Raw genomic sequence first — 26,393 nt, forward strand, 5'->3', positions numbered from 1 at the left:
TTAACGTGAGCAAGTAATTAATCAAATGGGCATAAATAGCTTTTACTTATTTTAAGATCATCAGCAGAGATGTCAGTTGACGTATTCCTTATTTTAATTGATATTCATAACTAAACAGATTGCAATGGAGCTTAATATGCAAAATAACTCAGATCTTGGTTTACAAGATAGTCAGTTAGTTAAAAATTGTTCATACATTAATGGTCATTGGCGTAGCAGTGAAGCTCAGATCATTGTGACCAATCCAGCTGATGGCAGTGAAGTGGCGAAGGTCAGTAATGCTGGTGTTGTTGAAACAGAATTAGCGGTAAATGCCGCTAAAGGTGCATTAAAAATGTGGTCGGGAAAATCGGCTAACGAACGTGCAGGCATAATGCGTAATTGGTTTAATTTGATGATGCAACATCAAGACGATCTTGGGCGAATATTAACCTTAGAACAAGGTAAGCCACTTGCCGAAGCTAAAGGCGAAGTAGCTTATGGCGCGGCATTTATTGAATGGTTTGCAGAAGAAGGCAAGCGGGTTTATGGTGATACTATCCCAGGACCATCAGGGGATAAGCGCATTATAGTGATTAAACAGCCGGTAGGTGTCGTTGCCTCGATCACACCCTGGAACTTCCCTAATGCTATGATCGCCAGAAAAGCCGCGGCTGCACTAGCCGCCGGTTGTACCTTCGTTGTTCGTCCGGCAACACAAACACCACTTTCAGCGTTAGCCATGGCTGAGCTTGCCGAGCGAGCAGGCATTCCTGCAGGGGTATTTAATGTGGTGGTTGGTGACGATGCTAGTGGTATAGGCAAAGTGTTAACTCAGCACCCTGATGTTGCTAAGTTTACCTTCACAGGGTCAACGCCCGTAGGAAAAACGTTGTTGAGCCAATGTGCTACAACCGTGAAGAAGGTATCAATGGAGTTGGGCGGCAATGCGCCTTTTATCGTTTTTGCCGATGCTGACATTGATGCGGCTGTACAAGGGGCGTTGCTTTCAAAATATCGTAATGCTGGCCAAACTTGTGTTTGCACTAATCGTATTTTCGTTCAAAACCAAGTGTTGGAAGAATTTACTGAAAAATTCACAGCTAGCGTGGCGAAATTAGTTATAGGTAATGGTTTAGATGACGGGACTATTATTGGTCCTATGATTTCTAGCCAGGCGGTTAATGATGTTGATAAATTAGTGCAAGCATCTATTGCCGCGGGCGCGAAAGTCATTTTGGGTGCTAAGAAAGACCCCGCGGGCGAAAACTTTTACCAAGCAACAATTTTGAGTCATGTTACCAATGATATGCCCGTTGCTAAAAATGAAATATTTGGTCCAGTTTCTCCCATTATCGCCTTCGATAATGAAGCCGAGGTCATCGCTATGGCTAATGATACAAAATTTGGTCTAGCCGCTTATTTTTATGCCAGAGATATTGGCAGAATTTGGCGTGTTGCTGAAGGGCTTGAGTATGGAATGATTGGCATTAATGAAGGCATTATTTCTAATGCTGCTGCGCCATTTGGTGGTGTTAAGCAATCAGGAAGTGGCCGTGAAGGCTCGAAATATGGCTTAGATGATTATTTAGAAATTAAATATTTATGCCTGGGTGGTTTAGATAAATAGCGCTATTGTGGCAATATTATCACTCGCTTTATTGATAATGACGCCACGGATATTCACAGGGTATTAGCGATTTTTAGCCATGTTAAATAGGACTTGACTGGTTAAAAGATAGGGTTAAATTTGCTGTTACTTGCAGTGACGCCAGATTTTATGTCATTCATACTGATAATTAAAAGTTGTCGATAAAGTTATCAGTATGGCTAAGGCGTTAACTTGTAACGCGCGTAGCCAAAAAGCCACTTACCTAGTGATCCTTTTTGTTATCCAGCTGCAAAATAAGTGTTTTTAATTCTGTTATCTCTTGTTTTAAGTCACTCAACGTTGGCTGATTTTTGTTCTTTACTTTTGAGCGCTCTTCTTCCATCACATTAACCACAATGCCAATGACCATGTTGAGAAAGGCGAATGCGGTAAAAAAGATAAAGGTCATGTAGTAAATCCAGCTATAAGGATAAATTTCCATCGTCTCATATTGAATGTCGGTCCAATCTTCAAACGTCATCACCCTAAAAAGTGTTAGCATCGATATCGCGATGTCACCCCATAATTTAGGGTTAATGGTATTAAACAAAAAACTACCAACAGCCGCATAGATATAAAAAATTATAAACATCAACAACACGACATAGCCTAATTGCGGCATGGCCTTAACCAGTGAGTTAATGAGTATTCTAAGTTCAGGCACAACAGAAACCATTCTTAAAACACGAAACACTCTCACTAATCTAGCCAGTAAAGCCATTTCAGAATCATTTATCGGGATAAGGCTGATAACAACAACTAGCGTATCGAAGATATTCCAAGCTGATTTAAAAAAGTTTATTTTCTTTTCTTCTGTCAGAAAGCGTAACGAAATTTCAAATAAGAAAAAAAGTGTGATGAAAGTATCGAGCAGTGAGGTAATAGAAATAGCTGTATTTGAAAGCGGGAAAGTCTTAGCGCCAATTTCAAGTGCAGAAATTATAATGACACAGATAACACTTAATTCGAAAAATTTATTGTTTTTTAACTGGGTGAATGCAACTTTAGTTTTCTGATACATTGGGATAACTTTAATCATGGATTATGGGGATATTTAACCTCGGATTATAAGCCTTTTGTTACGCTCTTGGCTAAGTTTTTAGTGAAATTTTTAGTAAAGTTTTAGTAACTATTTATGTTGAAATAACAGCCATTTTTCTGGATAAATTGTCGAGGTCGTACAGCTCTAATGTTAAAGTAAGACAATATAATAAAATATAACACAATATAATAAAACATAAGACAATGTAAGATAAGGTAAAAATCAATTACCCTTTGCATTGTTAGTAGAATAGTAAAATGCTATAACTACCAACCACATATACTTTTATCAATTGAAATAATAGATTATAACTATATGAGCAAACATAAGCATTCACTTGGTAGTAAACAATCAGCGTATTTTAAGGTGTTATGGATGACGGTTCCCAACCGAACGTTGTTAGTATTTTTCTTGATTTTATTTACAAACCTATTCGTCGGCTTTACTGCGCAAAGTCAAAATCAAAATCAAAACAAAAACCAAGAACCAAACCAATTCGTCGATAAAAATTTTGGTCAGCAGCTATCGACAATCGAAGCCATGGTGGATCAACACCAAGCTTTAGATTTAATCACCTTACTCAGTGCAGACAAAACCTTATCAACCTTAGATAAACTTTCCGTTTTAGCCAGTCAAAGTAGAATATATCATCAATTAGGCCAACTTGAGCACGCCATTGAAACGGCCCAAAAAGAGCAGCAACTTGCCAATGAATTTGACTTAAAAAGGCTTGCTGCTAATGCTTATAAAAGAGTGGGCGTTTATGCCTATTATAACGGTAAAAATCGCTTGGCTTTATACTCATACCAACAAGCACTTAATTACTACCTTACTCTCGACGAGCCTATTGCCCAAGCCAACTTATACAACAACATTGCTTTGGTTTATGGTAGAACAGCCCAAAATGAACTTGAGCTAGCGATATATCAGAAAATTCAACCTATTTATCAGAAGTTTGGCAGTAAAAAAGATCAACTTGACGTCTTAAATAATATTGCCAATTTGCATTTACGCTTAAAGCGCTACGATGCATCAATTCAAATGTTTTATGACATTATAGAAAAACGCAAAGAAATTTCAGATAAAATTGGGTTAGCAATGGCGTATAGTGATTTAGGCTCCTCCTATAAGTATGCTGGCGATTATCAACAAGCTGAACACTTCATGAAATTGGCACTTAGTTTACATCGTCAAAATAAAGATGATTATAATGCTGCGTCTACATTACATAACTTGGCCGAACTTAATAATGATCTTCACAACATCGACCAAGCGATAACTTATGCTAAGGAAGGTATTAACTTAAGTCTTGAACAGGGACACAACAATGCCTATCTGGGGGCAAAATATAGCTTAGCTACCGCTTATTTTTATCAAGGAAAGTATGATCTAGCATTGCAGCATCTTGAACAATCTACTGAAGTGATCAACCAAATCGGCAATAAAGAACAACTTAAGCACAACTTATCACTACAAGCCCTTATATATGCAGCGCAACATCATCCGTTTAAAGCCGTTAAAAGCCTACGTGATTTTATGCAAACACAACTTGAATTAGCCAATAACCAACTTAACTCTCAATTGGCTATTTTTGATTCTGAGCAACTAAAGCAACAAGTTGAGCAGTTAAAGCAACAAAAACGTTTACAAGTACTGGAAATGAGCCGTTCGTCACAAGTGCGTATTATGATTATGATTATGATTATTGCCAGCTTACTGATTGGTTTTTTAATTGCACGTCGACTAATAGAGCGGCGCTCAAAGCAAGCACTTGAGTCAAAAGTCAAACAAAGAACCACCGAGCTCGAATATTTAATGCAAGAGCTACAAAGTGCTAACAAGATCAAAAGTCAATTTTTAGCGAACATGAGTCATGAAATTAGAACACCTTTAACCACAGTTATTGGTCAAGCTGAGGCGATAATGAGTGGTGATGTTGAAGATGAATTTATTGGTAAAGAAGTTAAAATTATTCATGGCAATAGCTTACATTTACTTGAACTGACGAACAACATTCTCGATTTAAGTAAAATTGAAGCCAATAAAATAGAACTTGAAATACAAACACAAAACTTGCACGACATTTTGCAAGAACTCGCGAATATGTTCAGCTTACAAGCAAGTTCTAAAGGCTTAACTTTTGACATTATTCATTGCTTGCCTGAGCCTTTTTTAATCGAGATGGATGGTTTTCGAGTTAAACAAATCTTGATCAACTTATGCGCTAATGCCGTTAAGTTCACCCCAAGAGGACATGTAGAATTAAACATTAGTCAAAGCAAAGGTAATTTGATATTTAAAATTACCGACAGTGGCATCGGCATGAGTAGTTCGCAGCTGCAAAGCCTATTTGAAAGCTTCACCCAAGGGGATAGTAGTATTAGTCGACGCTTTGGTGGTACCGGCTTAGGCTTATGTTTATCAGACCAGTTAGCTAAAATCATGGGCGGTAAAATTGAAGTTGAAAGTGAGTTAAATCAGGGCAGTGTTTTTGCCTTTAGCTTACCTTGTACAGCCAATTTCAGTGAGCAATGCGGTGAAAGTAAAATATCGTCCACCGAAGTTACTATTGAGGAAGAACACCCAAAATTGCAGGGCACCATTTTACTGGCGGACGATCACAACGATAATCGACGACTCATTGCTCGGTTATTAGCGTCATTGGGGCTAGAGGTGTTAACTGCCCGTAACGGTTTAGAAGCAGTCGCTTTATTTGAACAACACCAACCGACGTTAATTTTAATGGATATTCAAATGCCAGAAATGGATGGTATCGAGGCATTTAATATTTTGCGGCAAAAGGGCTGTAAAACGCCGATTATTGCCTTAACGGCAAACGCCATGTCGCATGAAATAACGCATTATTTATCCTTGGGCTTTAATGGCCATTTATCTAAACCTATTGAACGAAATATTTTTATACCAACCATTATAAAATTTTATGACGGTAGTCTTTCGCACGAAAAAGCCAGTGAAATTTTTAATAACCTTGATATGTCAGACTTAGTGCAAAAATTTAAATCAAACCTAGTGTTAGAGCAACAAGATTTAGTCTTACACATTAATAATAATGACTTGGATCAACTGGGCAGACTGTCGCATCGCATTGCTGGTGCCGCGCAAATGTTTGGCTTTGCTGAGCTATCTAAATGTGCCCTGCAATTAGAAACAGTGATTAAAAATAATCCAAACAATCAAAACTCGAGTGTTAGTCATCACACCCAAGAATTATTGAATGAGATAGACCAAGTGCTATGGTAAAACGTAACTAAATAAGCTTTGCTATGTAAATTAAAGGTTATTTTTTAATTATTAAGTTGTGTTTTATTGTTGATTAAATGTTGGTGTTATATCTGGTTAAAGCAACAAAATAAATCAATGACCTAGAGCGTTGTTAGTCGAATACTAAAATGCTATAACTAGCGGCTAAATAATATATTTATCAATTGAAATAATAGACTAAAGCTAAATGAGCACAAAGAATAATTTACTTGTTAGTAAAAAACACGCGTATTTTAAGCTGTCATCGAAAGTAATTTTCAAGCGAATATTGTTATTACCTTTATTCATTTTATTGACCAATTTGTTCACCAGTTCTGCGGTGCACAGTCAGAACCAAAGTCAATATATAGGTAAAAACTTTGGCCAGCAGCTATCGATAATCGAAGCCATGGCAGACAAAAAACAAGCTTTGGTTTTAATTACCTCGCTCAGTACAGATAAAACCTTATCTACCTTAGATAAAATCTCGGTTTTAGCTAGTCAAAGTAGAATACTTCATCAATTAGGTCAACTTGACCATGCCATTGACGTTGCCCAAAAAGAGCAACAACTTGCTCAGGAATTTGACTTAAAACAACTTGAAGCTGACGCCTATAAAAGAGTGGGAGTTTATGCCTACTATAAAGGTAAATATGCTTTGGCTTTACATTCATATCAGCAAGCACTTAATTATTACTTTATCCTCGATGAGCCCATTGCCCAAGCAAATTTGTATAATAATATTGCCTTAGTTCATGCAAAAACCAGTGAGTTTGAAAGTGCGCTGTTGAGCTATCAACTAGCGGAAAAAATATATCAAAAATTTGGTAATGAAACCGATAAAATTGATGTGAAATTTAATATTGCCGACTTTCATTTAGAGCTAAAACGCTACGATATAGCGATATCTATGTATCTGGACGTAATAGAAAGTCGGATAAAAATTTCAGATAAAAAAGGTATCGTTATGGCATATAGTGATATAGGCAAGGCTTACAAATATGCCGGTGATTATGAAAAAGCTGAGTACTACATGACACTGTCGCTTAACTCTTCCCGTAAAAATAAATATGATTTTTATACTGCGACAGTGTTATATCACTTAGCCGAACTACATAACGACCTTTATAATATCGACCAAGCTATAGCTTATGCCACAGAAGCTCTTCGCTTAAGTATTGAGCAAGAACACGACACTGCTTATGTAGCTGCATTATATAGTTTAGCTAAAGCCTATTTTTATCAAGGGAAATATGACTTGGCATTAGAATATACTGAGCGTTCAAGTGAAATGGCTGAAAAGAGGGATCATAAAGATCAAATGCAATATAACCTTTCACTACAATCACTTATATATGCCGCGCAGCATGAAAACTTTAAAGCAGTTAAAAGTCAACGTGATTTTTTGCAAGTAAAATTTGAGTTAGATAATAACGAACTTAATTCAAAATTAGCCTTATTTAACTCTGATCAATTAAAACAAGAAGTAGAACAATTAAAGCAACAAAAACGTTTACAAGCACTCGAAGTAGAGCAGTCTTCACAAACGCGTATTATTATAATTATTGTGGTTATTGCCATATTAATGATTGGTTTTTTAATTGCACGTCGACTAATAGAGCAGCGTTCAAAGCAAGCACTTGAGTCAAAAGTAAAACAAAGAACCACCGAACTCGAATATTTAATGCAAGAGTTGCAAAGTGCTAATAATATTAAAAGTCAGTTTTTAGCGAACATGAGTCATGAAATTAGAACACCATTAACCACAGTTATTGGTCAAGCCGAAGCGATAATGAGTGGTGATGTTGAAGAGGAGTTTATTGGTAAAGAAGTTAAAATTATCCATGGTAATAGCTTACATTTACTCGAACTGACTAACAACATTCTAGATTTAAGTAAAATTGAAGCCAACAAAATAGAACTTGAAATACAAACGCAAAATTTGCACAATATTTTGCAAGAACTCGCGAATATGTTCAGCTTGCAAGCAAGCTCAAAAGGTTTAACTTTTAAAATTATTCATTACTTGCCAGAGCCCTTTTTGATCAAGATGGATAGTTTTCGAGTTAAACAAATTTTGATCAACTTATGCGCTAATGCGGTTAAATTCACCCCAAAAGGGCATGTAGAATTAAACATTAGTCAAAGTGAAAATAACTTAATGTTTAAAATTACCGACAGTGGCATAGGTATGAGCAGTTCGCAGCTGCAAAGTATATTTGAAAGCTTTACCCAAGGGGATAGCAGTATTAGCCGACGCTTTGGTGGTACAGGCTTAGGACTTTGTTTGTCAGACCAGTTAGCCAAAATTATGGGCGGTAAAATTGAAGTTGAAAGTGAGCTAAATCAGGGCAGTGTTTTTGCTTTTAGTTTACCTTGTACAGCCAGTTTCAGTGAGCAATGCCGTGAAAGTAGCATATCGTCTACCAAAGTCACTGTTGAAGAAGCCGCTGCGCCATTACAAGGCACCATTTTACTGGCTGAAGATCACAAGGATAATCGACGACTTATTGCTCGATTATTAGCGTCATTGGGGCTAGAGGTGTTAACCGCCCGTAACGGTTTAGAAGCGGTCGCTTTATTTGAACAACACCAGCCGACGTTAATTTTAATGGATATTCAAATGCCAGAAATGGATGGTATCGAAGCGTTTAATATTTTGCGGCAAAAGGGCTGTAAAACGCCGATTATTGCCTTAACGGCAAACGCCATGTCGCATGAAATAACGCATTATTTATCCTTGGGCTTTAGTGGCCATTTATCTAAACCCATTGAACGAAATGTTTTTATACCAACGATTACAAAATTTTACGATGGCAGTTTTTCGTACGAAAAAGCCAGTGAAATTTTTAGTAACCTTGATATGTCAGACTTAGTGCAGAAATTTAAATCAAACTTGGTATTAGAGCAGCAAGACTTAGTGTTACACATTAATAATAATGACTTGGAACAACTGGGCAGACTGTCGCATCGCATTGCTGGAGCTGCGCAAATGTTTGGCTTTGCGGAGCTATCTAAATGTGCCCTGCAACTAGAAATAACCATTAAAAGCAATCAAAAAAATCAAAGTTTGGTGATCAATCATCACACCCAACAATTGTTGAATGAAATAGACCAGGTGCTATGGTAAGCGGTATTTAAGCAAGCTTATGGGGAGTTAAACTGTGTTTCTAAGGGGGTGTTTAAGTCTGACGCTTTGTTAAATGTGAGCGCTAATGACGGCGAATAGCTTTGAATCACAACTATAATTTGTCACCAGCCCCGACATGTCAGCCAACATTTGTTATGTGATTCTATTGCTCTTAAAGCGCTATTGTTGCGACTGCGCTATCAAGTCTACTATTTTAATTTTATGTTGGTTGGCAAGCTCAATCCTACTAAGTAACCTTTTGCTATACTCAAGTAAACTAAAGCTAAGCAAACTAAAGCCAAGAAAAAACCCTTAGAACTTAAGTTTACCCATCAAGATGTCTTTATACATAACCCAGTCACCTAACAGGCTATACCAAGGATAAGTGAAGGTCGCTGGTGTATTTTTCTCAAAGAAAAAATGACCAAGCCAAGCAAAGCCATAACCTAGAAAAGGTAAGGTCCAGAGCAATATCCAAGCAGCATTAATCAAGACATAGGCCAGAGTAATTATAATTAAACTAGAGCCAATAAAATGTAACCGTCTGCAGGTAATATTTTCATGTTGGCTTAAATAAAACGGATAAAACGACTTGAAATTTTTATATTTTTTAACGGCTGTATTTGTCATGAAAATCACCTAATTTATTTTGCTGAGCAATACTTTTAAGCCGATTAAAATCATAGCGCCACCAAGTACACGGTCGATCCAATGGCCTAAGCGTTGAAATTTTTCATTAACACTTGGCCGAGAAAGTAAAACCACCACAGTAGAAAACCACAGCAGTTGTAATATCATCATCCATATACCGTAAATAACCAAGTGTAATAGTGGTAAATTCGGTGATAAAACCACAGTAAACAAGGCTACAAAATATATTGGCGCTTTTGGGTTTAAGGCATTGCATAAAAACCCTTTCGCAATTGCGCTTAAATGGGTGTGTTTTTTCAGCACTTTTTGCTCGCTGGCTTTGCCAATAGGGTCAAGGTTACTGACCGGTTTAGCGCTTAAACCTTGCACACCTAAGTAAATTAAATAACCACCACCGATAATTTTTATCGCCCACAATGCGGTTGTTGAGTTAGCGATAACAGCAGCTAAACCTAGCGCAGAATAAATAATATGCACCGACAAGCCCAATGCAATACCAATACTGACCATAAAACCTGTTTGTTTGCCGTTAGACAAAGTTTGTTGCGACACCAAAACAAAATCAGGCCCTGGTGATGCTGCCGCCAACAAATGTATGGAGGTTATTAATAGTAAGCCTTGCATTAAATCCATGAGTATTCCCTAAACAGCCACCTTAAAAATATTCTCGTAAAATAGCCTAAAAAGCGACTAATAACACCTATATCGATAACATGAACAAAACTCATTACTAAATTAACACTGCTAAAATATAGCTGCAAATATTAGTTTAGAAAGCAGACTTATTGATAAAAACACTCATTTGTATTAAACACTTTATAGCGTTGGGCATTTTTTAGGTGCCACTTCAGTCCATCAAGCGCTAAGCCGGCGCTTAATGTGATGGGCCGAATATGTATGGCCAAGTTAATTTCATCTAGACGACATAATGAACGACAACAGAGCAATTAAAACGGATAGATCGTCAGAGATTAATTTGGTTGAAGTTCAGCACAATTTGGCGTTTTTCGCTAAATCTGTCTAGATATTGCGATTTTATGCCATTGGTAAGAGTTAATAAAAACTCGTATGTTACAGTGCAGGTATTATTTAATATTATTGCCAAGAATACTGAAACTCTATTACACGTACTTGGCCAATAAGTAAGGAAATCTGATGAGCAGTTGAGGTTTTATCAGCTATAAAATAAGACTAAGTTATTACTTATATTGAGAAGTTTTATGATGAAAGATGTAAAAAATGAAGTTACGGATGAAATTAAAGCAAAACTATTGTATTGGCGTAATATAAAAAGTAAGAGAAATAAAACCCTGCTCATTGTTTTTCTTTTAAGCTTGGTTGGCTTAAAGGTATTTACCACAGTGTTAACTTTTGAGTGGTTAGCGGGTTTATTTAACTCGGTATAAAGTAAGGTTTAAAATAGATGAGTAATTGCACAACTTAGGTGGCCTTAGTTGTGCTTACTGAGCCTTATTTAAGTCAGGTATATTTAAGTCAGATATATTTAACTCAGATATATGTACCGATGAATTTATATCAAGTTGATTATTTGCTGTTAAAGAAACTTAAGCGGTTATTCAAGATGATTAACTCGAGTTAATTAAACAATAGACCTCGAAAGTTTTTTAAACATGTAAGGCAATATAAATGCTGATCAACTTGTCACTAGGGGAGTAACTCGCTATTTTGATAGCGTTAATTATTTTAGCTAGTTTTTATTTTAACTTATTTAACTTATTTAATTTCAGCTGAGCTTAATTTTATACTCAAATAGGTGCTAGCAGCCTAAGGAATATAGTGACTTCAAAATTACCCCGATGGGTAGAATACGGTGCATTTGTGCTTGCTTTAGTGGCAGGACTTATTAATGCGGTTGGATTGTTAGGCTTTAAACATCAATCTATTTCGCATTTATCTGGCACGGCTACACTGCTTGGCACAGGAGTCGTAAACTCAACATTTACTGATGCTTTTCATTTACTGCTTATTCTATTTAGCTTTTTAATGGGGGCGGGTATATCGGGTTACTTTATTCATGGTGGGGCCTTAAAATTAGGCCGCAATTATAGTGGTTTGCTTTACCTAGAAGCGGCATTGCTTTTTGGCGCTATTTATTTCTTAACCAAAGATTCTTTAAATGGCCATTATTTGGCCTCAGCAGCGTGTGGATTGCAGAATGCCTTAGCCACTACTTATAGTGGTGCGGTGATCAGAACAACTCATGTCACCGGTATTTTTACTGATTTGGGTATTATGTTAGGTGCAAAATTAAGGGGCGATACATTTGATAATAGAAAGGCATTATTATTTCTGTTAATTATTATAGGATTTATTGTCGGTGGGGGCTTAGGTACTTATTTATTTAGTTTGTTTAAATTTTATGCGCTATTTGTACCCGCAGGTATTTGTATTTTATTAGCCTTAATCTATTCAATTTATAATGCTAATGCCCAAGCTAAGAGCTAGCACTTTTACCATTTTTTCAGGTTACCAAGGTAGGTGGTAAATTTATCACTAGTATATTAGCTCGCTTTATCGACACTTCAGCAGATTGTGTTGTTACTAAGGTGGAGTTATCGATGAAAGACCCCATATCAACTTATGTGAGTATAAAATCATCGTGCTAGCTTTCATATAGGAGAAGTAATGCAAGACTTGAAGCAACAATTAGATTTTATTTTAGAGTTAGACCGTCTTAAAGCTGTCTACCGAAAAGTGATGGTAAAGTCGGATAAAAATAGACCAGAAAACAGTGCTGAGCATAGCTGGCATATTGCCATGATGGCGCAAACCTTACATGTTTATGCCGCAGAGCCAGTCAATGTTGCTCGAGTTACCAGCATGTTACTTATTCATGACATAGTAGAAATTGATGCCGGCGATACTTTTGCCTTTGCAGCACAAGCCGAACTTGATGCACAAGAAGCAAAAGAGCTTGCAGCGGCAAAGCGTATTTTTGGTTTGTTGCCTGAACAGCAATGCTCAGAAATGTTAAACTTGTGGCTAGAGTTTGAAGCGGCAGAAACAACCGATGCTAAATTTGCCAAAGCAATGGATCGGGTCTTACCTTTACTGCAAAATATGAAAAATGACGGAGGGAGTTGGGCTAAGCATAATGTTAGCCGATCTGAAGTTATTTCCCGTAACAATCTCTTAGATGGTTTAGCCCCAAAATTATGGATTTATGTTGCTGAGCAAATTGATTTTGCCGTAGAAAAAGGCTGGTTACGCAACGCGTAGCGGTAATAAAACTTCTAGGTGTGTAGAGCAATGCCTTAGCTGCTTGTTAATATATAAGTCAACAAACAGCTAAGCTTCTATCTTTTAAATTTAAGAATATGACCTTTGAAGTCTTGTTTAATGTAATCGGTATGCTCAGGTTTAATATGGGTAGAGCTAAAACCAAAATCTAGCATTTTTGTACTTAATTTAGTTTTGCGCCCGCGACCCGGATCAACAAGAATAACTTCACAACTTTTGTTTGCATGGGCTTGGATGAAGTTGGCAAGCAATTCAATATGTTCATTTTCATATAGTAGGTCACTACCTATGATTAAATCAAAAAGTCCTAAGCTATCTTGTTTATTTGACCAATTAGTTTGCTCATAGTTAATCGGACCGTCTTGATTAAGCAGGGTGTTTCTCAGTAAAAATTTCCCTACTTCGGGGTGGTAATCTGTTGCGGTTATATCCGCTTTTTGTTTGTTTAATAGTAAGCTACTAAGCGCTATGCCACAGCCTACTTCTAATACCCGTTTTGTGCCAACGGGGTATTGCGAAATAAAATGTGCCAGCACTAAGCTTGATGGCCAAATAACACCAAATAAAGACCAAGTTGCCGATGAAATGCCTAAGTTTTGGGCGATGTCTTCAGGGTCATAAAATTCTTGTTTATCACGTAAGGTACAAAGATGGATATCAGTGTTACCAAACTCGATGGTTTGATAACTGTAACGAAGGTTTGTCATTGTGCTGCCTAGGTAGGCGCGGAGCCAAGTCTCTTAAGACAAATGACAAAGTGCGCGAGTCGGCTAAGAGTACAGTGTTTAGCTTAAATGACAATATATTTCGTGCGCTATAATTTAGCTGATATAGCTTTTTTGTCGCGAATTTTCTTTGCGACTAAACGATAAAATGCTAAATCATATTAAAATGTTTAGACGTCTATACGTTTAGAGGTTGACATAGCTAGCAATCCAAGTCACATTGTAGTTAGATATAAATGGTAAAGAGCAATATTTTTTTTCAGCGTTATTTTATTACTATTACAGATATAACGAATTACCCGACATTAGGTTATTACTATGCCCATAAAAATCCCCGATGAATTGCCCGCTTTAACGATTTTAGACAAAGAAAATATTTTTGTTATGTCTGAACGTCGCGCTGCAGATCAAGAAATTCGCCCAATGGAAGTGGCTATTCTTAACCTAATGCCCAATAAAATTGAAACTGAAGTGCAAATTCTGCGCATGTTGGCCAATACACCATTGCAAATTAATGTTGAATTTGTCCGCATACATGCCAATGAATCTAAGAATACGCCGCAAGCACATCTAGATAATTTCTACCGCTTATTCGACGATATAAAACATAAACAATATGACGGTTTAATTATTACCGGTGCGCCGCTGGCGTTGTTGGATTATCAGCAAGTAACCTTTTGGGACAAAATTTGTCAAGTGTTTGACTGGGCAGAAAAAAATGTGACTTCAACCATGTTTTCATGTTGGGCAGCACATGCAGCGCTTTATCATCATTATGGTTTGAAGCGACATTTGCGTAAAAAAAAGCTCTCTGGCGTCTACCACCACCATTGTTTAAAACCAGAAGAGCAGTTAACCCGAGGCTTCGATGAAAGTTTTAATGTGCCTCATTCTCGCTATGGTTATATCGATAAATCGGATTATCAAACACTGGAACATCTAGAAATATTGGCGGAGTCAGCTGAGGCAGGGGTGTATTTATCTGCGAGTAAAAATAAGCAGCAAGTCTACCTTACCGGCCATCCAGAGTATGACGCAACCACCTTGAGTGAAGAGTATTTTCGTGACCTTGAAATGGGCCGTACCACGTCAATGCCTGAGCATTATTTTACTGAAAATGATCCCCATTCAACCACAGCAAACACCTGGCGCAGCCATGGTAGTTTGCTTTTTACCAATTGGTTAAATTATTACGTTTATCAAATTACGCCGTATCAATTAGATGCAAACCATATTAAAGCCATCCATCCAGGGAAATCTCGTGTCTAAGCAAGTAAATACTCAATCAAAAGCACCTGTGGTGCAGTCAGTTTCTTATGGCCGATTACAAGCCGAATTAAAAAAGCGCATTCTTATTTTAGATGGTGCTATGGGCACTATGATCCAAGCGTATAAATTTGAAGAGCAAGATTATCGTGGCGAGCAGTTTGCTGATTGGCATAGCGATGTTAAAGGTAACAACGATTTGTTGGTGCTGACTCAACCTGAGGTTATTAAAGCTATTCACCGCGAATACCTTGTTGCCGGTGCTGACATTCTTGAAACCAATACTTTTAACGCCACCACTATTGCCATGTCTGATTACGATATGGCGGAGTACAGTGCTGATATTAATTTCGCGGCGGCGCAATTAGCACGTGAAGTGGCTGATGAATTCACCGCGAAAAATCCAGATAAACCCCGTTTTGTGGCTGGCGTGTTAGGGCCAACAAACCGCACTTGTTCAATTTCCCCTGATGTTAACGACCCAGCGTATCGTAATGTCACCTTTGATCAGCTCAAAGACGCTTACATTGAATCGACCAACGCCTTGATTGACGGCGGCAGTGACATCATTTTAATTGAAACAATATTTGATACCCTCAATGCTAAAGCCGCTATATTTGCTGTTGAAACCGTCTTTGAAAGTCGCGGTGAACGTTTACCTGTGATGATCTCAGGCACGATTACCGATGCCTCAGGGCGAACGTTATCAGGGCAAACCACCGAAGCTTTTTACAATTCTTTACGTCACGCTAGACCGATTTCATTTGGTTTGAACTGTGCGCTTGGCCCGGTTGAATTACGCCAATATGTGGAGGAATTAAGCCATATTTCAGATGTGGCGATTTCTGCTCATCCTAATGCGGGTTTGCCTAATGCTTTTGGTGAATATGATTTTACCGTTGAAGATATGGACGAGCATGTTGCTGAATGGGCCAATGCAGGTTTTTTAAATATTATTGGTGGCTGTTGTGGCACCACACCAGCGCATATTAAAGGCATGGCTGATGCCGTAGCGAATATCGCACCTCGAGAAATTAAAGCGAAAGAAATAGCTTGTCGATTATCCGGCTTAGAAGCACTGACCATTAAAGACGATAGCTTGTTTGTTAACGTAGGTGAGCGTACTAATGTGACAGGATCTGCGGTTTTTAAACGCTTAATTACCGACGAAAATTACGATCAAGCCATCGCAGTAGCCTTGCAACAAGTTGAAAACGGCGCACAGATTATCGATATCAACATGGATGAAGGCATGTTGGACTCACAAGCAGCCATGGTTCGATTCCTGAATTTAATTGCGGGTGAGCCAGATATCGCCAAAGTGCCGATTATGTTGGACTCTTCTAAATGGGATATTTTAGAAGCGGGTTTAAAATGTATTCAAGGTAAGGGCATTGTAAATTCAATCAGTTTAAAAGAGGGTGAAGACAACTTTCGTGAACAAGCTGAACTGCTGCGCCGTTATGGTGCTGCGGTGATTATTATGGCGTTTGATGAAAAAGGCCAAGCCGATACTCGTGAACGTAAGTATCAAATTTGTCAGCGCGCTTATCATATTTTGGTCGATGAAATTGGCTATCCCGCTGAAGATATTATTTTTGATCCTAATGTTTTTGCGGTTGCTACTGGCATCGACGAGCATAACAATTATGCGCGTGATTTTATTGAAGCGGTAGGTGACATTAAGCAAAACTTACCCCATGCCATGATTTCTGGTGGTGTCTCTAATGTCTCGTTCTCATTTCGCGGCAATAACCCAGTGCGCGAAGCGATACATGCGGTTTTTCTTTATCATGCGATAAAAAATGGTATGGACATGGGTATAGTTAATGCCGGCCAGTTAGCGATTTATTCTGATATCCCCGACAACCTGCGTTTAGCCGTTGAAGACGTGATACAAAACTCTGATGATGGTGCTACTGAACGCCTACTCGATGTGGCACAAGAATATCGTGGCCAAGCGGGTAGTCAAAATAGCAAAGCTGATTTAACCTGGCGTGAATTAGAAGTGAATAAGCGCCTAGAATATTCGCTCGTTAAAGGTATTAATGAGTTTATTCTTGAGGACACTGAAGCCGCTAGATTAGTCGCTAAACGGCCATTAGATGTTATCGAAGGGCCGTTGATGGACGGCATGAATGTGGTCGGTGATTTATTTGGTGCTGGCGAAATGTTTTTACCGCAAGTGGTAAAATCTGCCCGCGTCATGAAACAAGCGGTCGCACATTTAAACCCTTTTATTGAAGCAGAAAAAACTGAAGTAAGATCTAACGGTAAAATATTACTGGCAACGGTGAAAGGTGATGTTCATGACATAGGTAAAAATATCGTTGGCGTGGTTTTACAGTGTAATAATTACGAGATTATCGACTTAGGTGTGATGGTGTCATGTGAAGAGATTTTACGTGTTGCCCGTGCTGAAAAGGTCGATATTATTGGTTTGTCAGGGTTGATCACTCCCTCACTTGACGAAATGGTGCATGTTGCTAAAGAAATGAAGCGCCAAGAATTTAACTTACCCTTGCTTATCGGTGGCGCTACAACCTCTAAAGCGCATACCGCCGTTAAAATTGAACCTCAATATCAACATCCTGTGGTTTATGTACCTAATGCTTCACGTTCGGTTTCTGTGGTAAGTACACTACTCTCTGATGAGCATAGAGCGGCTTTTGTTGAGCGCCAAAACGCTGAATACGTTAAAGTGCGTGAGCGCCATTACAAAAAAGGCCCGCGTTCAAGTTTGATTTCCTTGAAAGACGCGCGCGCCAATGCGGTGCCGATTAACTTTGATAATTATACCCCTAAGGTGCCAAATAAATTAGGTGTGACTGTACTGGATAATATCGACTTAAATATTGTTAGGCACTATATCGATTGGACGCCATTTTTTATGACTTGGCAGTTATCTGGTAAGTATCCCTTAATTCTTAAGCATGAAGTCGTCGGCGTGGAAGCAACCAAGTTATTTAATGACGCTAATGCGATGTTAGATGATGTTATTAATAATAAAAAATTAACCGCAAAAGCGGTATTTGGTTTGTTTCCAGCCAATCGTGAGCAAGATGACTTACAACTTTACACCGACGACTCGCGTACTGAACCTTTAATGAAATTACACCAATTACGTCAACAAAGTAAAAAGCCTACGGGCCAATATAATCGTTGCTTAGCCGATTATGTCGCTGATAAAGCCTCAGGCGTTGATGACTACATTGGTGCTTTTGCCGTATCGGCTGGTTTTGGTGTTGAGGCGTTAGTGAAAGCCTTTAATGCCGATCACGATGATTATAATAGTATTTTAATTAAAGCGGTTGCCGATAGACTAGCTGAAGCCAGCGCTGAATATTTACACCAGCAAATTCGCAAAGAATATTGGGGCTACGCGCCAGATGAAACCTTGGATAACGATAGTTTAATTCGTGAAAGATATCAGGGTATTAGACCTGCGCCAGGTTATCCTGCCTGTCCAGAACACACAGAAAAAGGCTTGCTTTGGACCTTACTTAATGTCGAAGAAAACATTGGTATGGACTTAACCTCAAGTTTTGCTATGTGGCCTGGTGCCGCGGTAAGTGGTTGGTACTTCGCGCATCCAGAGTCTAAATACTTTGCTGTGGCAAAAGTGGCACAAGACCAAGTTGAAAGTTATGCCGCACGTAAAGAAATGACCATGCCACAAGCTGAACGTTGGTTGTCGGCTAATTTAGATTATGAACCTTCGTAAACTATAAATTATAAGCTTTAGCTTGAAGTGACGAGGGGAGATGTTTTATTAGCCTATCTTATAGCGTAGAAGTAACAGCGCAGAAGTAATAGCAAAGATAAGATAATAAATAAACGGTATAAAAGCTAAAAAGCGCTATAGCAAGACAAGCTATAGCGTTTTTTTAACATTGGCTATCAGCGTTATCTTTGGACAAGATAATGTCGTAAGATTCAGGTCATTGTGTACTTAATTCACGTTATACAATAACGCCCCCCTTAAGTGAACCTATGTTGGAGTTAAATTACTTTCAGCAATAATGTAGCTTTGATGATATCAATAGTTATATTGAGTGACACTATCTCAACAAGCAGACTCAGCTAAGGCAAGTGTTTCATCAGTGATGGTGGTTGAGCTAAGTTGAATTTTAAGTCGTCAGATTCAGATTCAGATTTAGTGAGCGGTTGTTGGACTGAAAATGTTGCACTGAAAAAATTAACGACTTTTTTGTGCATTTAAAGTGCTGACTATTGCTTTAACGCTAGTGCTTCTGCTCGCTAATTGCCGTTATTTCGCATCAACTAGGTGAATCAGAGGTTTAAATTCTTAGCAGGCGTTATCGAGATAACACGGCTCCATTTTGTATGGCCAATCTCATGGGGTAAATAAACCTGTAAAACGATTGTCATGATAGCTAAAGAATATTTTGTGAGATGTTAATAAACATTAAATTTACTCTTTCTAATTATTTAAAATTGTGAAATATTGTTCAGCAGATATTACTGAGAAGTTTGCATAATATTGTTAGGGTTTCAATCTACTTAGAATGATTAAAATGGGGTTAACTTATTATGTTTGAATTGCTTTATACCAGTATCTCTCCTGCAGGCCTATCAGAGGTCGAATTAATGGGTATGCTAAAACAGTGGCGATTAAAAAACCAAGCGCTCGATATAACCGGAATGCTGTTATATCACGACCGTGAGATCATGCAAATTCTAGAAGGAGAAGAAGATAAAGTTAAAGCACTGTTTCAAACTATTCTTATGGATAATCGACATAGAAGTATTGAAGTGATCTATGAAGGGAATATCAAAGATAGAGCTTTTGGTGAATGGTCAATGGCATTTAAGCTACTTGACGAAAATATCATCAAAATGATTTCAGCTGGTTATGAGGAATTTAACCTAAAAATGTCTCCTATTACCATGATTAAAGAGAATCCGAACCGTGGTAAGAAAACATTTTTATCCTTACGAGACATGCTTTAAAGTAAAATGAGCTACTTCATATAGTCACCAGCGTTTACAGTTTGATAGCAAAAGCTCAAATTGTGGCATAACTGAAGCCGGCGTTAGCAATATAATATTTAATCAAAATCAAAATCAAAATCAAAATCTCTAATCCCTCTCAATTTTTCAACCTGAACCGTCGCTATCGTATTAAAGCGATCGTTAAACAAAGTGATTTTTATCACAATGTAGCGCATTTTGTCGCATTAGTGCCAATTGATCTAATGCTATTTTATGCCATTTACTGTGCAATAATCTCGCTAACGATGTCTGTCAAATAGGCGCTATTTAATCAGTTCAATTAACTCATGAATAGTTTTTACGGGCGATATTTTAGCGCCTAAGCCTTCCATCGATTTATGATAATTTCGAAACGGAATAAATATTTCAGTAAAGCCATGTTGGGCCGCTTCTTTAACCCGCGGCACACCACTGTCAATCGGACGGACATCACCATTTAAGCTCAACTCACCCATGATGCAGGTGGTTCTTGGGATAACAAATTCATTCAAGCTGCTTAACAATGCTGTCACTAACGCAAGATCAATACAGGTTTCTGACTCGTCTATTTTTAGACCGCCAATAATATTGAAAAATGTATCATGATAAATTTTGGTTTTGGTATGTTTGCGTAAAATTCCGGTTAACATCTTAATACGGTTCATATTGAGGCCAACACAAACGCGTTGTGGAAACTCAGCTTCGGTTTCTGTGGTGAGACACTGAATTTCTAATAATAAGTTTCGATTGCCTTTGCGAATACAAGTAATGGCTGAGCCAGGTGATTCAGTGCTCGAACCGGATAAAAATATTTCACTGGGATTATCAACACTGAGCATACCGCGTTCACACATTTTAAAAATGCCCACGGTATCAATGTCACCAAAGCGATTTTTATTCGCTCTTAAGGTGCGTATTTGGCCATCATTAGTGTCGATATGCAGTAAGGCGTCAACAATATGCACTAAGGTTTGAGGTCCGGCAATTTCATTGTTTTTATTAACATGGGCAATCAGAAACATAGTGACGTTATTTTGTTTACAGTATTGCGTTAACAACTGAGCGGCACCTTTTACCTGTGATGGTGAACCCGGGCTACCATTGGCATTGTCGGTAACTACAGCTTGAATGGAGTCAATAACGGCAAATTTGATTTTTTTTAGCTCTAGTTCTTCAATAATGGCTTCAACACTGGTTTCTGACAACAAGTACAATTCGTCTGGATTATACTCAAGCTTTAAACGCTGGACCCTATTTTTGAACTGCGAAAGCGACTCTTCGGCAGTACAATAAAGTGACGGCATTATTTTTGACATACGGGCAACTAAATCGGACAGTAAGGTAGTTTTCCCCGCGCCTGGATCACCTGATACGATATTGACAGAGCCTGTGGTAACGCCGCCACATAATACTCGGTCAAGCTCACCTATGCCGGTTAATTGCTTTTCAGCCTCAGTAGAGGCTATTTCATTAATTTTTTTAGAGCCACCGCCAGTACCACCGGCATAGCCACCGGTTGAGATACGACTTTTTGTTGGGTTTTTACTTTGGCTGGCGGGGATTTTCATCTCAGCTAAGGTATTCCATGCCCCGCATCGGCATTGTCCCTGCCAACGAGGGTAGTTCATGCCGCAATCGGTACAAACGAATTCTAATTTTGCTAACTTTGCCATTGGGCTGCCTATTGTCTAAATTTAAATTTTTTAACCTCTTGCTATGCAATCAGTCAAAATTATGACAAAACATCAAGGTGAAATGCTTAAATGCTGTTTGTCAGGAAAATTATTATGCTTTATATTCAGGGTTTTAGTTGAACTAATGTCAGTATTTAGTTTATGGTAAACAAAGTTTTTTAGTTCTACTGCTTTTAGAGCAAGTTAACAGGTATAGTTATTGCTTTGAAACAGTTAAAGATAAATTGTTTACTATTCAACGTTGAATATAGTGTTGTGGTGTTGATTTTATAACATGGTACGGATACTAAGTTAATATACGATGCGTAGTTGGCTTTATTGTAAAGATATTGAAGCGTAAATGAATAAAGATTTTTCAAAATATAAAAAAATTATTGATGAATTTAGTGGCCAAGTCTTAAACAGTGACTTTGAAACTAAATTTTATGCTGTCTCTAAGAACCTTCCGCAGACTGAACGTTTTCTGTTAAAAATGGAATTAAAACGTCTTGCTGCACCTTGTACTCGTTTGATTGATTTACGAGGTCTTGTCGATGGTGAATGTAAGATTTTTCAACATGAACAAAGGATACATTTTTTAGACAATGTGGCCAGCTTGGTTTTTACAGAAGCGTTTACGCGTTATGGCAGCTATAGTTTGGCTGTCTACGAAGCAACGATGAATACCGAAAATAACTTTCGGGTTATTTATCAAAAAGAGAAAGCTCAAGTCAGTAAAGGCTCGCCAGAAGCCAGCACTAAAGTATTTGAAAAATCACAATATCCAGCAAAATTTTATAGTTTTGGTCCTTATCATAATCGCATTGAAGAGCGGATGAATTTTGTCATCTCGATTCAAGTTACTATCGGTAATGATCGAACATTTAAATGTAGCACTTTAGATTTAAGTGTCAGTGGCTGTAAGTTCAAAGTGAATGACCTAAGGCCTATTGCTATTGGTCAAAAAATCACAATACGTTTCAGTGGCTTGGAAGACCAGTTTCAACTGATGGCTGAGAGCGACTTTACTTATGAAGTTAAAAATTTGACCGTATTGGATAACATGCAGCTAGTGGGTGTTAAAAGAGCTCATCAAGACAAGTCTGGCCCCAATAGTTTTACACAATATATGCTTAGCTTTATTCAAGAGAATAAACGTCGCTACAAAATAAATTTAGATAATACTATTAGTGCCTTGCAAGCTCGCAGTTTTGAACAATATGTGCTACCTAAATCTAATGAACTACCTGTTTTTATTGAAAAAAACAATACTAGCTTAACGCCAAAATATGCGCTGACTTGCCCTAATAACCAAGGTCTTTATCAGTATTGGCAGGATGAACAACATAATTCGACATTATTTTGTTTAATTACACCAGAACGAATCACTCGACTTAAAAAGCTGGCGCTATCTGGACAGTCGCTATTAGTGTTTAGTTTTATTCATCAAAGCCAAGGTAAGTCATATTTTTATACTGCCGATGAACTACAGCTTGGCGATGATGCTGAATTTATGACGCAATTTTTGGCTTTTGCAGCGTCAAAAGAAAACTTCTTAATTACCCAACTAGCTTTGTTGGATGTAGTGCCAAGTCGCGGCCAGTCAAATTTTACTTTATCTAATAGTATGACTGAGAAAAACGCGTATTTAAATGCGCCACTATCTAATGAGATTCAGGCATTATTGGCTAAAACACCTTATATTGTTGTGGTAAATGATGTTACACAAAATGAAAGCATTCAGGCATATCAATCCTTGTCTTATGAGGGTATTAACAGCGTTAAATTGAAAAGATTTGGTCATAAACGCTTAAGTGAAAAGTTGATAGTTGATAACATCGGCATAAACTATAGAAATAAGCGACAAGAGTTACGTTTTACTTATAAAACGCCAGTTCATGTTGAAATTAATGATGTTATTTTAACCGGTGTATCTCTTGATTTTTCTCCCTCTGGTTTGAAGGTTTCACTCGATAAAACAACCATGTTGCTCAAGGGTGACATGGTTTACTTAAGTTTCCCTAAGCTACAAAAAATAACTTCAGCGTTTGCTTTAACTGACTTACCCTATGAAGTTGTGCGGGTAAATAGTGCTAAAAATATTATTAATTTACGGGTTTTTGTTCAGCAGCATCAACATATTGGCCGTAAATTTTTTAAAGCTTTGATTGATAAAAACAGCGATAAATTAACCTCTGATGAATATGATACGTTTAGCCCCGACTTAGCCAGAGCATTGCGTAATATCTACAGTGCAAGTTCAACCGTTCCTGCGCTTGTTATGCAAACAAGCGGTAGTCGTTATAAATCAGAAGTTATTGCTGGTGGAGACTGTCATAGCAACTTAATGTCAGTAATGCAGCAATTAAGTGATGGGAATTTATATTACAACTTATATCCTATCTTGGGTCACGCGGATATAATGCCAAGCTTAAGTGTTAAGCTAAAAAAAATGCAGGAAATGGACTCGCCCAGTTGCCATGTACTTTATATTGCGCTTAAGGCTAGTGTTGACACGGTAGACAAAGCGGTCAGTATAAAATTGTCTACAGAGTTAAACAGTGAAGCATTAAAACAAGGCTTTATTCATCAGGCGCTGAAAAATGGCCAATTTTTCTGTCTGATGATAAAGCTTTCACGCGTTGGCGAACCTGACATGAGCTACCTTCATCATGAATTAAGTTATATTAGTGCTTATGCACTTCATCGCGGTAAACAAATTGAACAAAATATTTGGAGTGTTTCCGGCATTGCACAAATTTTTGATATCAGCCAAGAAGCGCTTTTTCGCTATGGTTTAACGCGCAACGCTTAACGTTTTATTGCTAAAGCTGATACCAAGTTGATTAATTAAGTGATCAGCTTTCTCATCTTAACCATTAACCATTAACCATGAGCAGATAATGAATCAAATGGCTATGACATATTAACGCTGAAAATGTTGGGGCAAGTTAGCTAAGGGCTAACGGCCCCTAAAGATCTACTTAAGCCAATGCAATAAACAATCTAGGCCTGAGGTGGTAATACAAGCATCAGCTTGCGCTAGTACTAAAGGCTTAGCGTGAAAGGCAACACCTAAGTGTGCTGCGGCCATCATGACTAAATCGTTGGCACCATCGCCCATAGCAACTGTTTGTGTCGGCGCAATATTAAATTCATTTTTCAGCTGTACTAAGCAATTTGCTTTTCCTTTTGCGTCAATAACTTCACCTAGCACTTTTCCGGTTAAAAGATTATTTTTTATTTCTAAAACGTTAGCCACAGCAGCGTCAAGTGATAACATTTGTTTTAAGTGATCGGCAAAATAGGTAAAGCCACCTGAGGCAATAGCGACGCGCCAGTGATGTTTTTTTAGTTCGCTAACTAAGGTTTCTAAGCCTTCCATTAACGGTATGTTACTGGCGACTTGTGCCAAAATATTTTCAGGCGCATGCTCAAGTTTAGCAACACGTTGATGTAAACTCTGGCTGAAATCTAACTCTCCTAACATGGCCAGTTCAGTCACTGCTGCTACTTCTTCACCAACACCGGCCAGTGCCGCTATTTCATCGATACATTCAATTTTTATGGTGGTTGAGTCCATATCCATGACCAATAAGCCAGGTATTGAAAGTGTTGGCGCATTCAGTAATAACGCCGATTCAATTTGTTCACTAATATTAAAGTTGGCGAGGCGATCTCGTGCCTGTTTAATATCCTTTACTTGTACGCCAAATCGATAGCTTGTGGCGTTATTACGTTGATTAACTTTATGCAGACAGTGCAGGGTCAATTCACACTCGCTCAGCAAATTGACTAAGGTAATAATTTTAAGATCACCAAAAACAATAAGCTCTAGGGTTTCTGCTGAACTTTTTGGGGTTGATGATTCATTATTATCAAATAAAACAAAGGCTTGTTTCGCTTTATCAAAAACAATGGCGATATTGTTCGAGCTTGAGTCAACCGGTAGCCATTGTGTTAAATTTAAGTGCTGGATATTGTCTAAAGAAACTGATTTTTTTTGGGTTGTCACGATACTGCCTTATATGAAAAACACGATTTAAAATAACTGTCCTAGTATAAAAAGTTGAAATATGGTTCTATAATGCAGTTATAGAAATATAGGAAGCAATTCGTTTGATGAAGCAAATAGAACAGCCTTTATACCCTAAATTATCACCGATTTATAATAAAATATTACAATTAGCGCTCGCTATTTTATTGTTGGTATTTTTGATGGATTTTTGGGTAACTAGTCGTGATAGTCAGCAACTACAGATCCAAGCTCATGCCAAGAAAATGGGCAAGCTTTATTTAGCACAAGCAGCAACAAGCACATTGCCTTATTTGGCGCAAAACCCTAGCCAGTTACAGCAATATACCGACAATTTAGTGCAGCAGCCGTTAGTAAAGAGTGTGCATATTTATGGTATTACTGGACAAAACATCGCCAGTTCAGAGCAAGCAGAATCTATTAATGATCTTTTTGGTCTTAGTCTGCGAAAAATCAACCAAACTGATGATGTGATCCCTTTCGTGCAGGAACTGCGCACAGATAAATTGCACGGCTATATTCGACTCTCACTCTATCGCTCAATATTAGCCGATGAACTGATTAAAAATAGCCGTGATCAATACGATATTATGCGTTTGTTGATGATGGTTGCCGGTGTTATTGGCTTTCTCTTAACCCGTGGTTTAAATCGTTTCAGCCGTCAAGGTTTCAGGCCACCTAGCCGTTAGTGTAAAGCATTTATGTTTTAATATTATGTTTTAC

At 37.9% G+C, this 26,393-nt stretch carries 17 protein-coding genes; 11 read left to right on the forward strand and 6 right to left on the reverse strand.

The window, feature by feature from the left end; genetic code table 11:
* Positions 1-136: 136 nt before the first annotated feature.
* Entirely contained in the window at positions 137-1,609 is a 1,473-nt protein-coding gene (locus H4J61_RS05240) for an NAD-dependent succinate-semialdehyde dehydrogenase (RefSeq protein ID WP_182184243.1), read from the forward strand.
* A gap of 244 nt (positions 1,610-1,853) precedes the next feature.
* On the opposite strand, the gene H4J61_RS05245 is transcribed toward H4J61_RS05240, so the two are convergent.
* Entirely contained in the window at positions 1,854-2,651 is a 798-nt protein-coding gene (locus H4J61_RS05245; RefSeq protein ID WP_182184244.1) for an ion transporter, read from the reverse strand.
* 396 nt (positions 2,652-3,047) lie between these two features.
* On the opposite strand from H4J61_RS05245, the gene H4J61_RS05250 reads away from it, so the two are divergent.
* Positions 3,048-5,933 (forward strand): response regulator, encoded by a 2,886-nt coding sequence (locus H4J61_RS05250; RefSeq protein ID WP_182184245.1) that lies wholly within the window; start codon positions 3,048-3,050, stop codon positions 5,931-5,933.
* 208 nt (positions 5,934-6,141) lie between these two features.
* Positions 6,142-9,063 carry a response regulator gene (locus H4J61_RS05255; RefSeq protein ID WP_182184246.1) on the forward strand — a complete coding sequence of 974 codons (2,922 nt, stop codon included), beginning with the start codon at positions 6,142-6,144 and terminating at the stop codon, positions 9,061-9,063.
* A 312-nt stretch (positions 9,064-9,375) separates the two neighbouring features.
* Here H4J61_RS05255 and H4J61_RS05260 read toward each other — a convergent pair whose 3' ends face one another.
* Both H4J61_RS05260 and H4J61_RS05265 read right to left on the reverse strand, forming a co-directional pair.
* Positions 9,376-9,693, reverse strand: coding sequence for a DUF962 domain-containing protein (locus H4J61_RS05260; RefSeq protein WP_182135619.1), 318 nt, complete (start codon positions 9,691-9,693; stop codon positions 9,376-9,378).
* Positions 9,694-9,702: 9 nt separating this feature from the next.
* The gene (locus tag H4J61_RS05265; protein WP_182135620.1) at positions 9,703-10,347 is read right to left on the reverse strand and encodes a LysE family translocator; all 645 of its coding nucleotides are present in this window, start codon (positions 10,345-10,347) and stop codon (positions 9,703-9,705) included.
* Positions 10,348-10,934: 587 nt separating this feature from the next.
* Here H4J61_RS05265 and H4J61_RS05270 point away from each other — a divergent pair.
* The 3 genes from H4J61_RS05270 (at position 10,935) to H4J61_RS05280 (ending at position 12,954) form a co-directional block, all read left to right on the forward strand.
* On the forward strand, positions 10,935-11,120 hold the full coding sequence (locus H4J61_RS05270) for a hypothetical protein (RefSeq protein ID WP_259363118.1): 186 nt from the start codon (positions 10,935-10,937) through the stop codon (positions 11,118-11,120).
* 391 nt (positions 11,121-11,511) lie between these two features.
* On the forward strand, positions 11,512-12,180 hold the full coding sequence (locus H4J61_RS05275) for a YoaK family protein (RefSeq protein ID WP_182184247.1): 669 nt from the start codon (positions 11,512-11,514) through the stop codon (positions 12,178-12,180).
* A gap of 180 nt (positions 12,181-12,360) precedes the next feature.
* Positions 12,361-12,954, forward strand: a complete 594-nt coding sequence (locus H4J61_RS05280; protein ID WP_182184248.1) for an HD family hydrolase — start codon at positions 12,361-12,363, stop codon at positions 12,952-12,954.
* Positions 12,955-13,031: 77 nt separating this feature from the next.
* Here H4J61_RS05280 and H4J61_RS05285 read toward each other — a convergent pair whose 3' ends face one another.
* Positions 13,032-13,682, reverse strand: coding sequence for a methyltransferase (locus H4J61_RS05285; RefSeq protein WP_182135623.1), 651 nt, complete (start codon positions 13,680-13,682; stop codon positions 13,032-13,034).
* Positions 13,683-14,018: 336 nt separating this feature from the next.
* Here H4J61_RS05285 and metA point away from each other — a divergent pair, with 336 nt between their 5' ends.
* The 3 genes from metA to H4J61_RS05300 all read left to right on the forward strand — a co-directional run bounded on the left by metA (position 14,019) and on the right by H4J61_RS05300 (position 19,940).
* Positions 14,019-14,969: a homoserine O-succinyltransferase gene (gene metA, locus H4J61_RS05290; RefSeq protein WP_182135624.1), complete on the forward strand. Its 951-nt coding sequence runs from the start codon at positions 14,019-14,021 to the stop codon at positions 14,967-14,969.
* A 28-nt stretch (positions 14,970-14,997) separates the two neighbouring features.
* Positions 14,998-18,690 (forward strand): methionine synthase, encoded by a 3,693-nt coding sequence (gene metH / locus H4J61_RS05295; protein ID WP_310650034.1) that lies wholly within the window; start codon positions 14,998-15,000, stop codon positions 18,688-18,690.
* An 830-nt stretch (positions 18,691-19,520) separates the two neighbouring features.
* Positions 19,521-19,940 carry a BLUF domain-containing protein gene (locus H4J61_RS05300; RefSeq protein WP_182135626.1) on the forward strand — a complete coding sequence of 140 codons (420 nt, stop codon included), beginning with the start codon at positions 19,521-19,523 and terminating at the stop codon, positions 19,938-19,940.
* 305 nt (positions 19,941-20,245) lie between these two features.
* Here the strand turns inward: H4J61_RS05300 and radA are convergent, their stop codons facing one another.
* Positions 20,246-21,634 (reverse strand): DNA repair protein RadA, encoded by a 1,389-nt coding sequence (radA, locus tag H4J61_RS05305; RefSeq protein WP_182184250.1) that lies wholly within the window; start codon positions 21,632-21,634, stop codon positions 20,246-20,248.
* A gap of 361 nt (positions 21,635-21,995) precedes the next feature.
* Here radA and H4J61_RS05310 point away from each other — a divergent pair, with 361 nt between their 5' ends.
* Positions 21,996-24,449 (forward strand): PilZ domain-containing protein, encoded by a 2,454-nt coding sequence (locus tag H4J61_RS05310; protein ID WP_182184251.1) that lies wholly within the window; start codon positions 21,996-21,998, stop codon positions 24,447-24,449.
* Between the two features lie 165 nt (positions 24,450-24,614).
* Here H4J61_RS05310 and serB read toward each other — a convergent pair whose 3' ends face one another.
* On the reverse strand, positions 24,615-25,649 hold the full coding sequence (serB, locus tag H4J61_RS18065; protein WP_310650033.1) for a phosphoserine phosphatase SerB: 1,035 nt from the start codon (positions 25,647-25,649) through the stop codon (positions 24,615-24,617).
* A gap of 107 nt (positions 25,650-25,756) precedes the next feature.
* Here serB and H4J61_RS05320 point away from each other — a divergent pair, with 107 nt between their 5' ends.
* Positions 25,757-26,359 carry an AhpA/YtjB family protein gene (locus tag H4J61_RS05320; RefSeq protein ID WP_259363123.1) on the forward strand — a complete coding sequence of 201 codons (603 nt, stop codon included), beginning with the start codon at positions 25,757-25,759 and terminating at the stop codon, positions 26,357-26,359.
* Positions 26,360-26,393: the final 34 nt, after the last annotated feature.

This window comes from Colwellia sp. MB3u-4, assembly GCF_014077065.1.
Taxonomy (GTDB): Bacteria; Pseudomonadota; Gammaproteobacteria; order Enterobacterales; family Alteromonadaceae; genus Cognaticolwellia.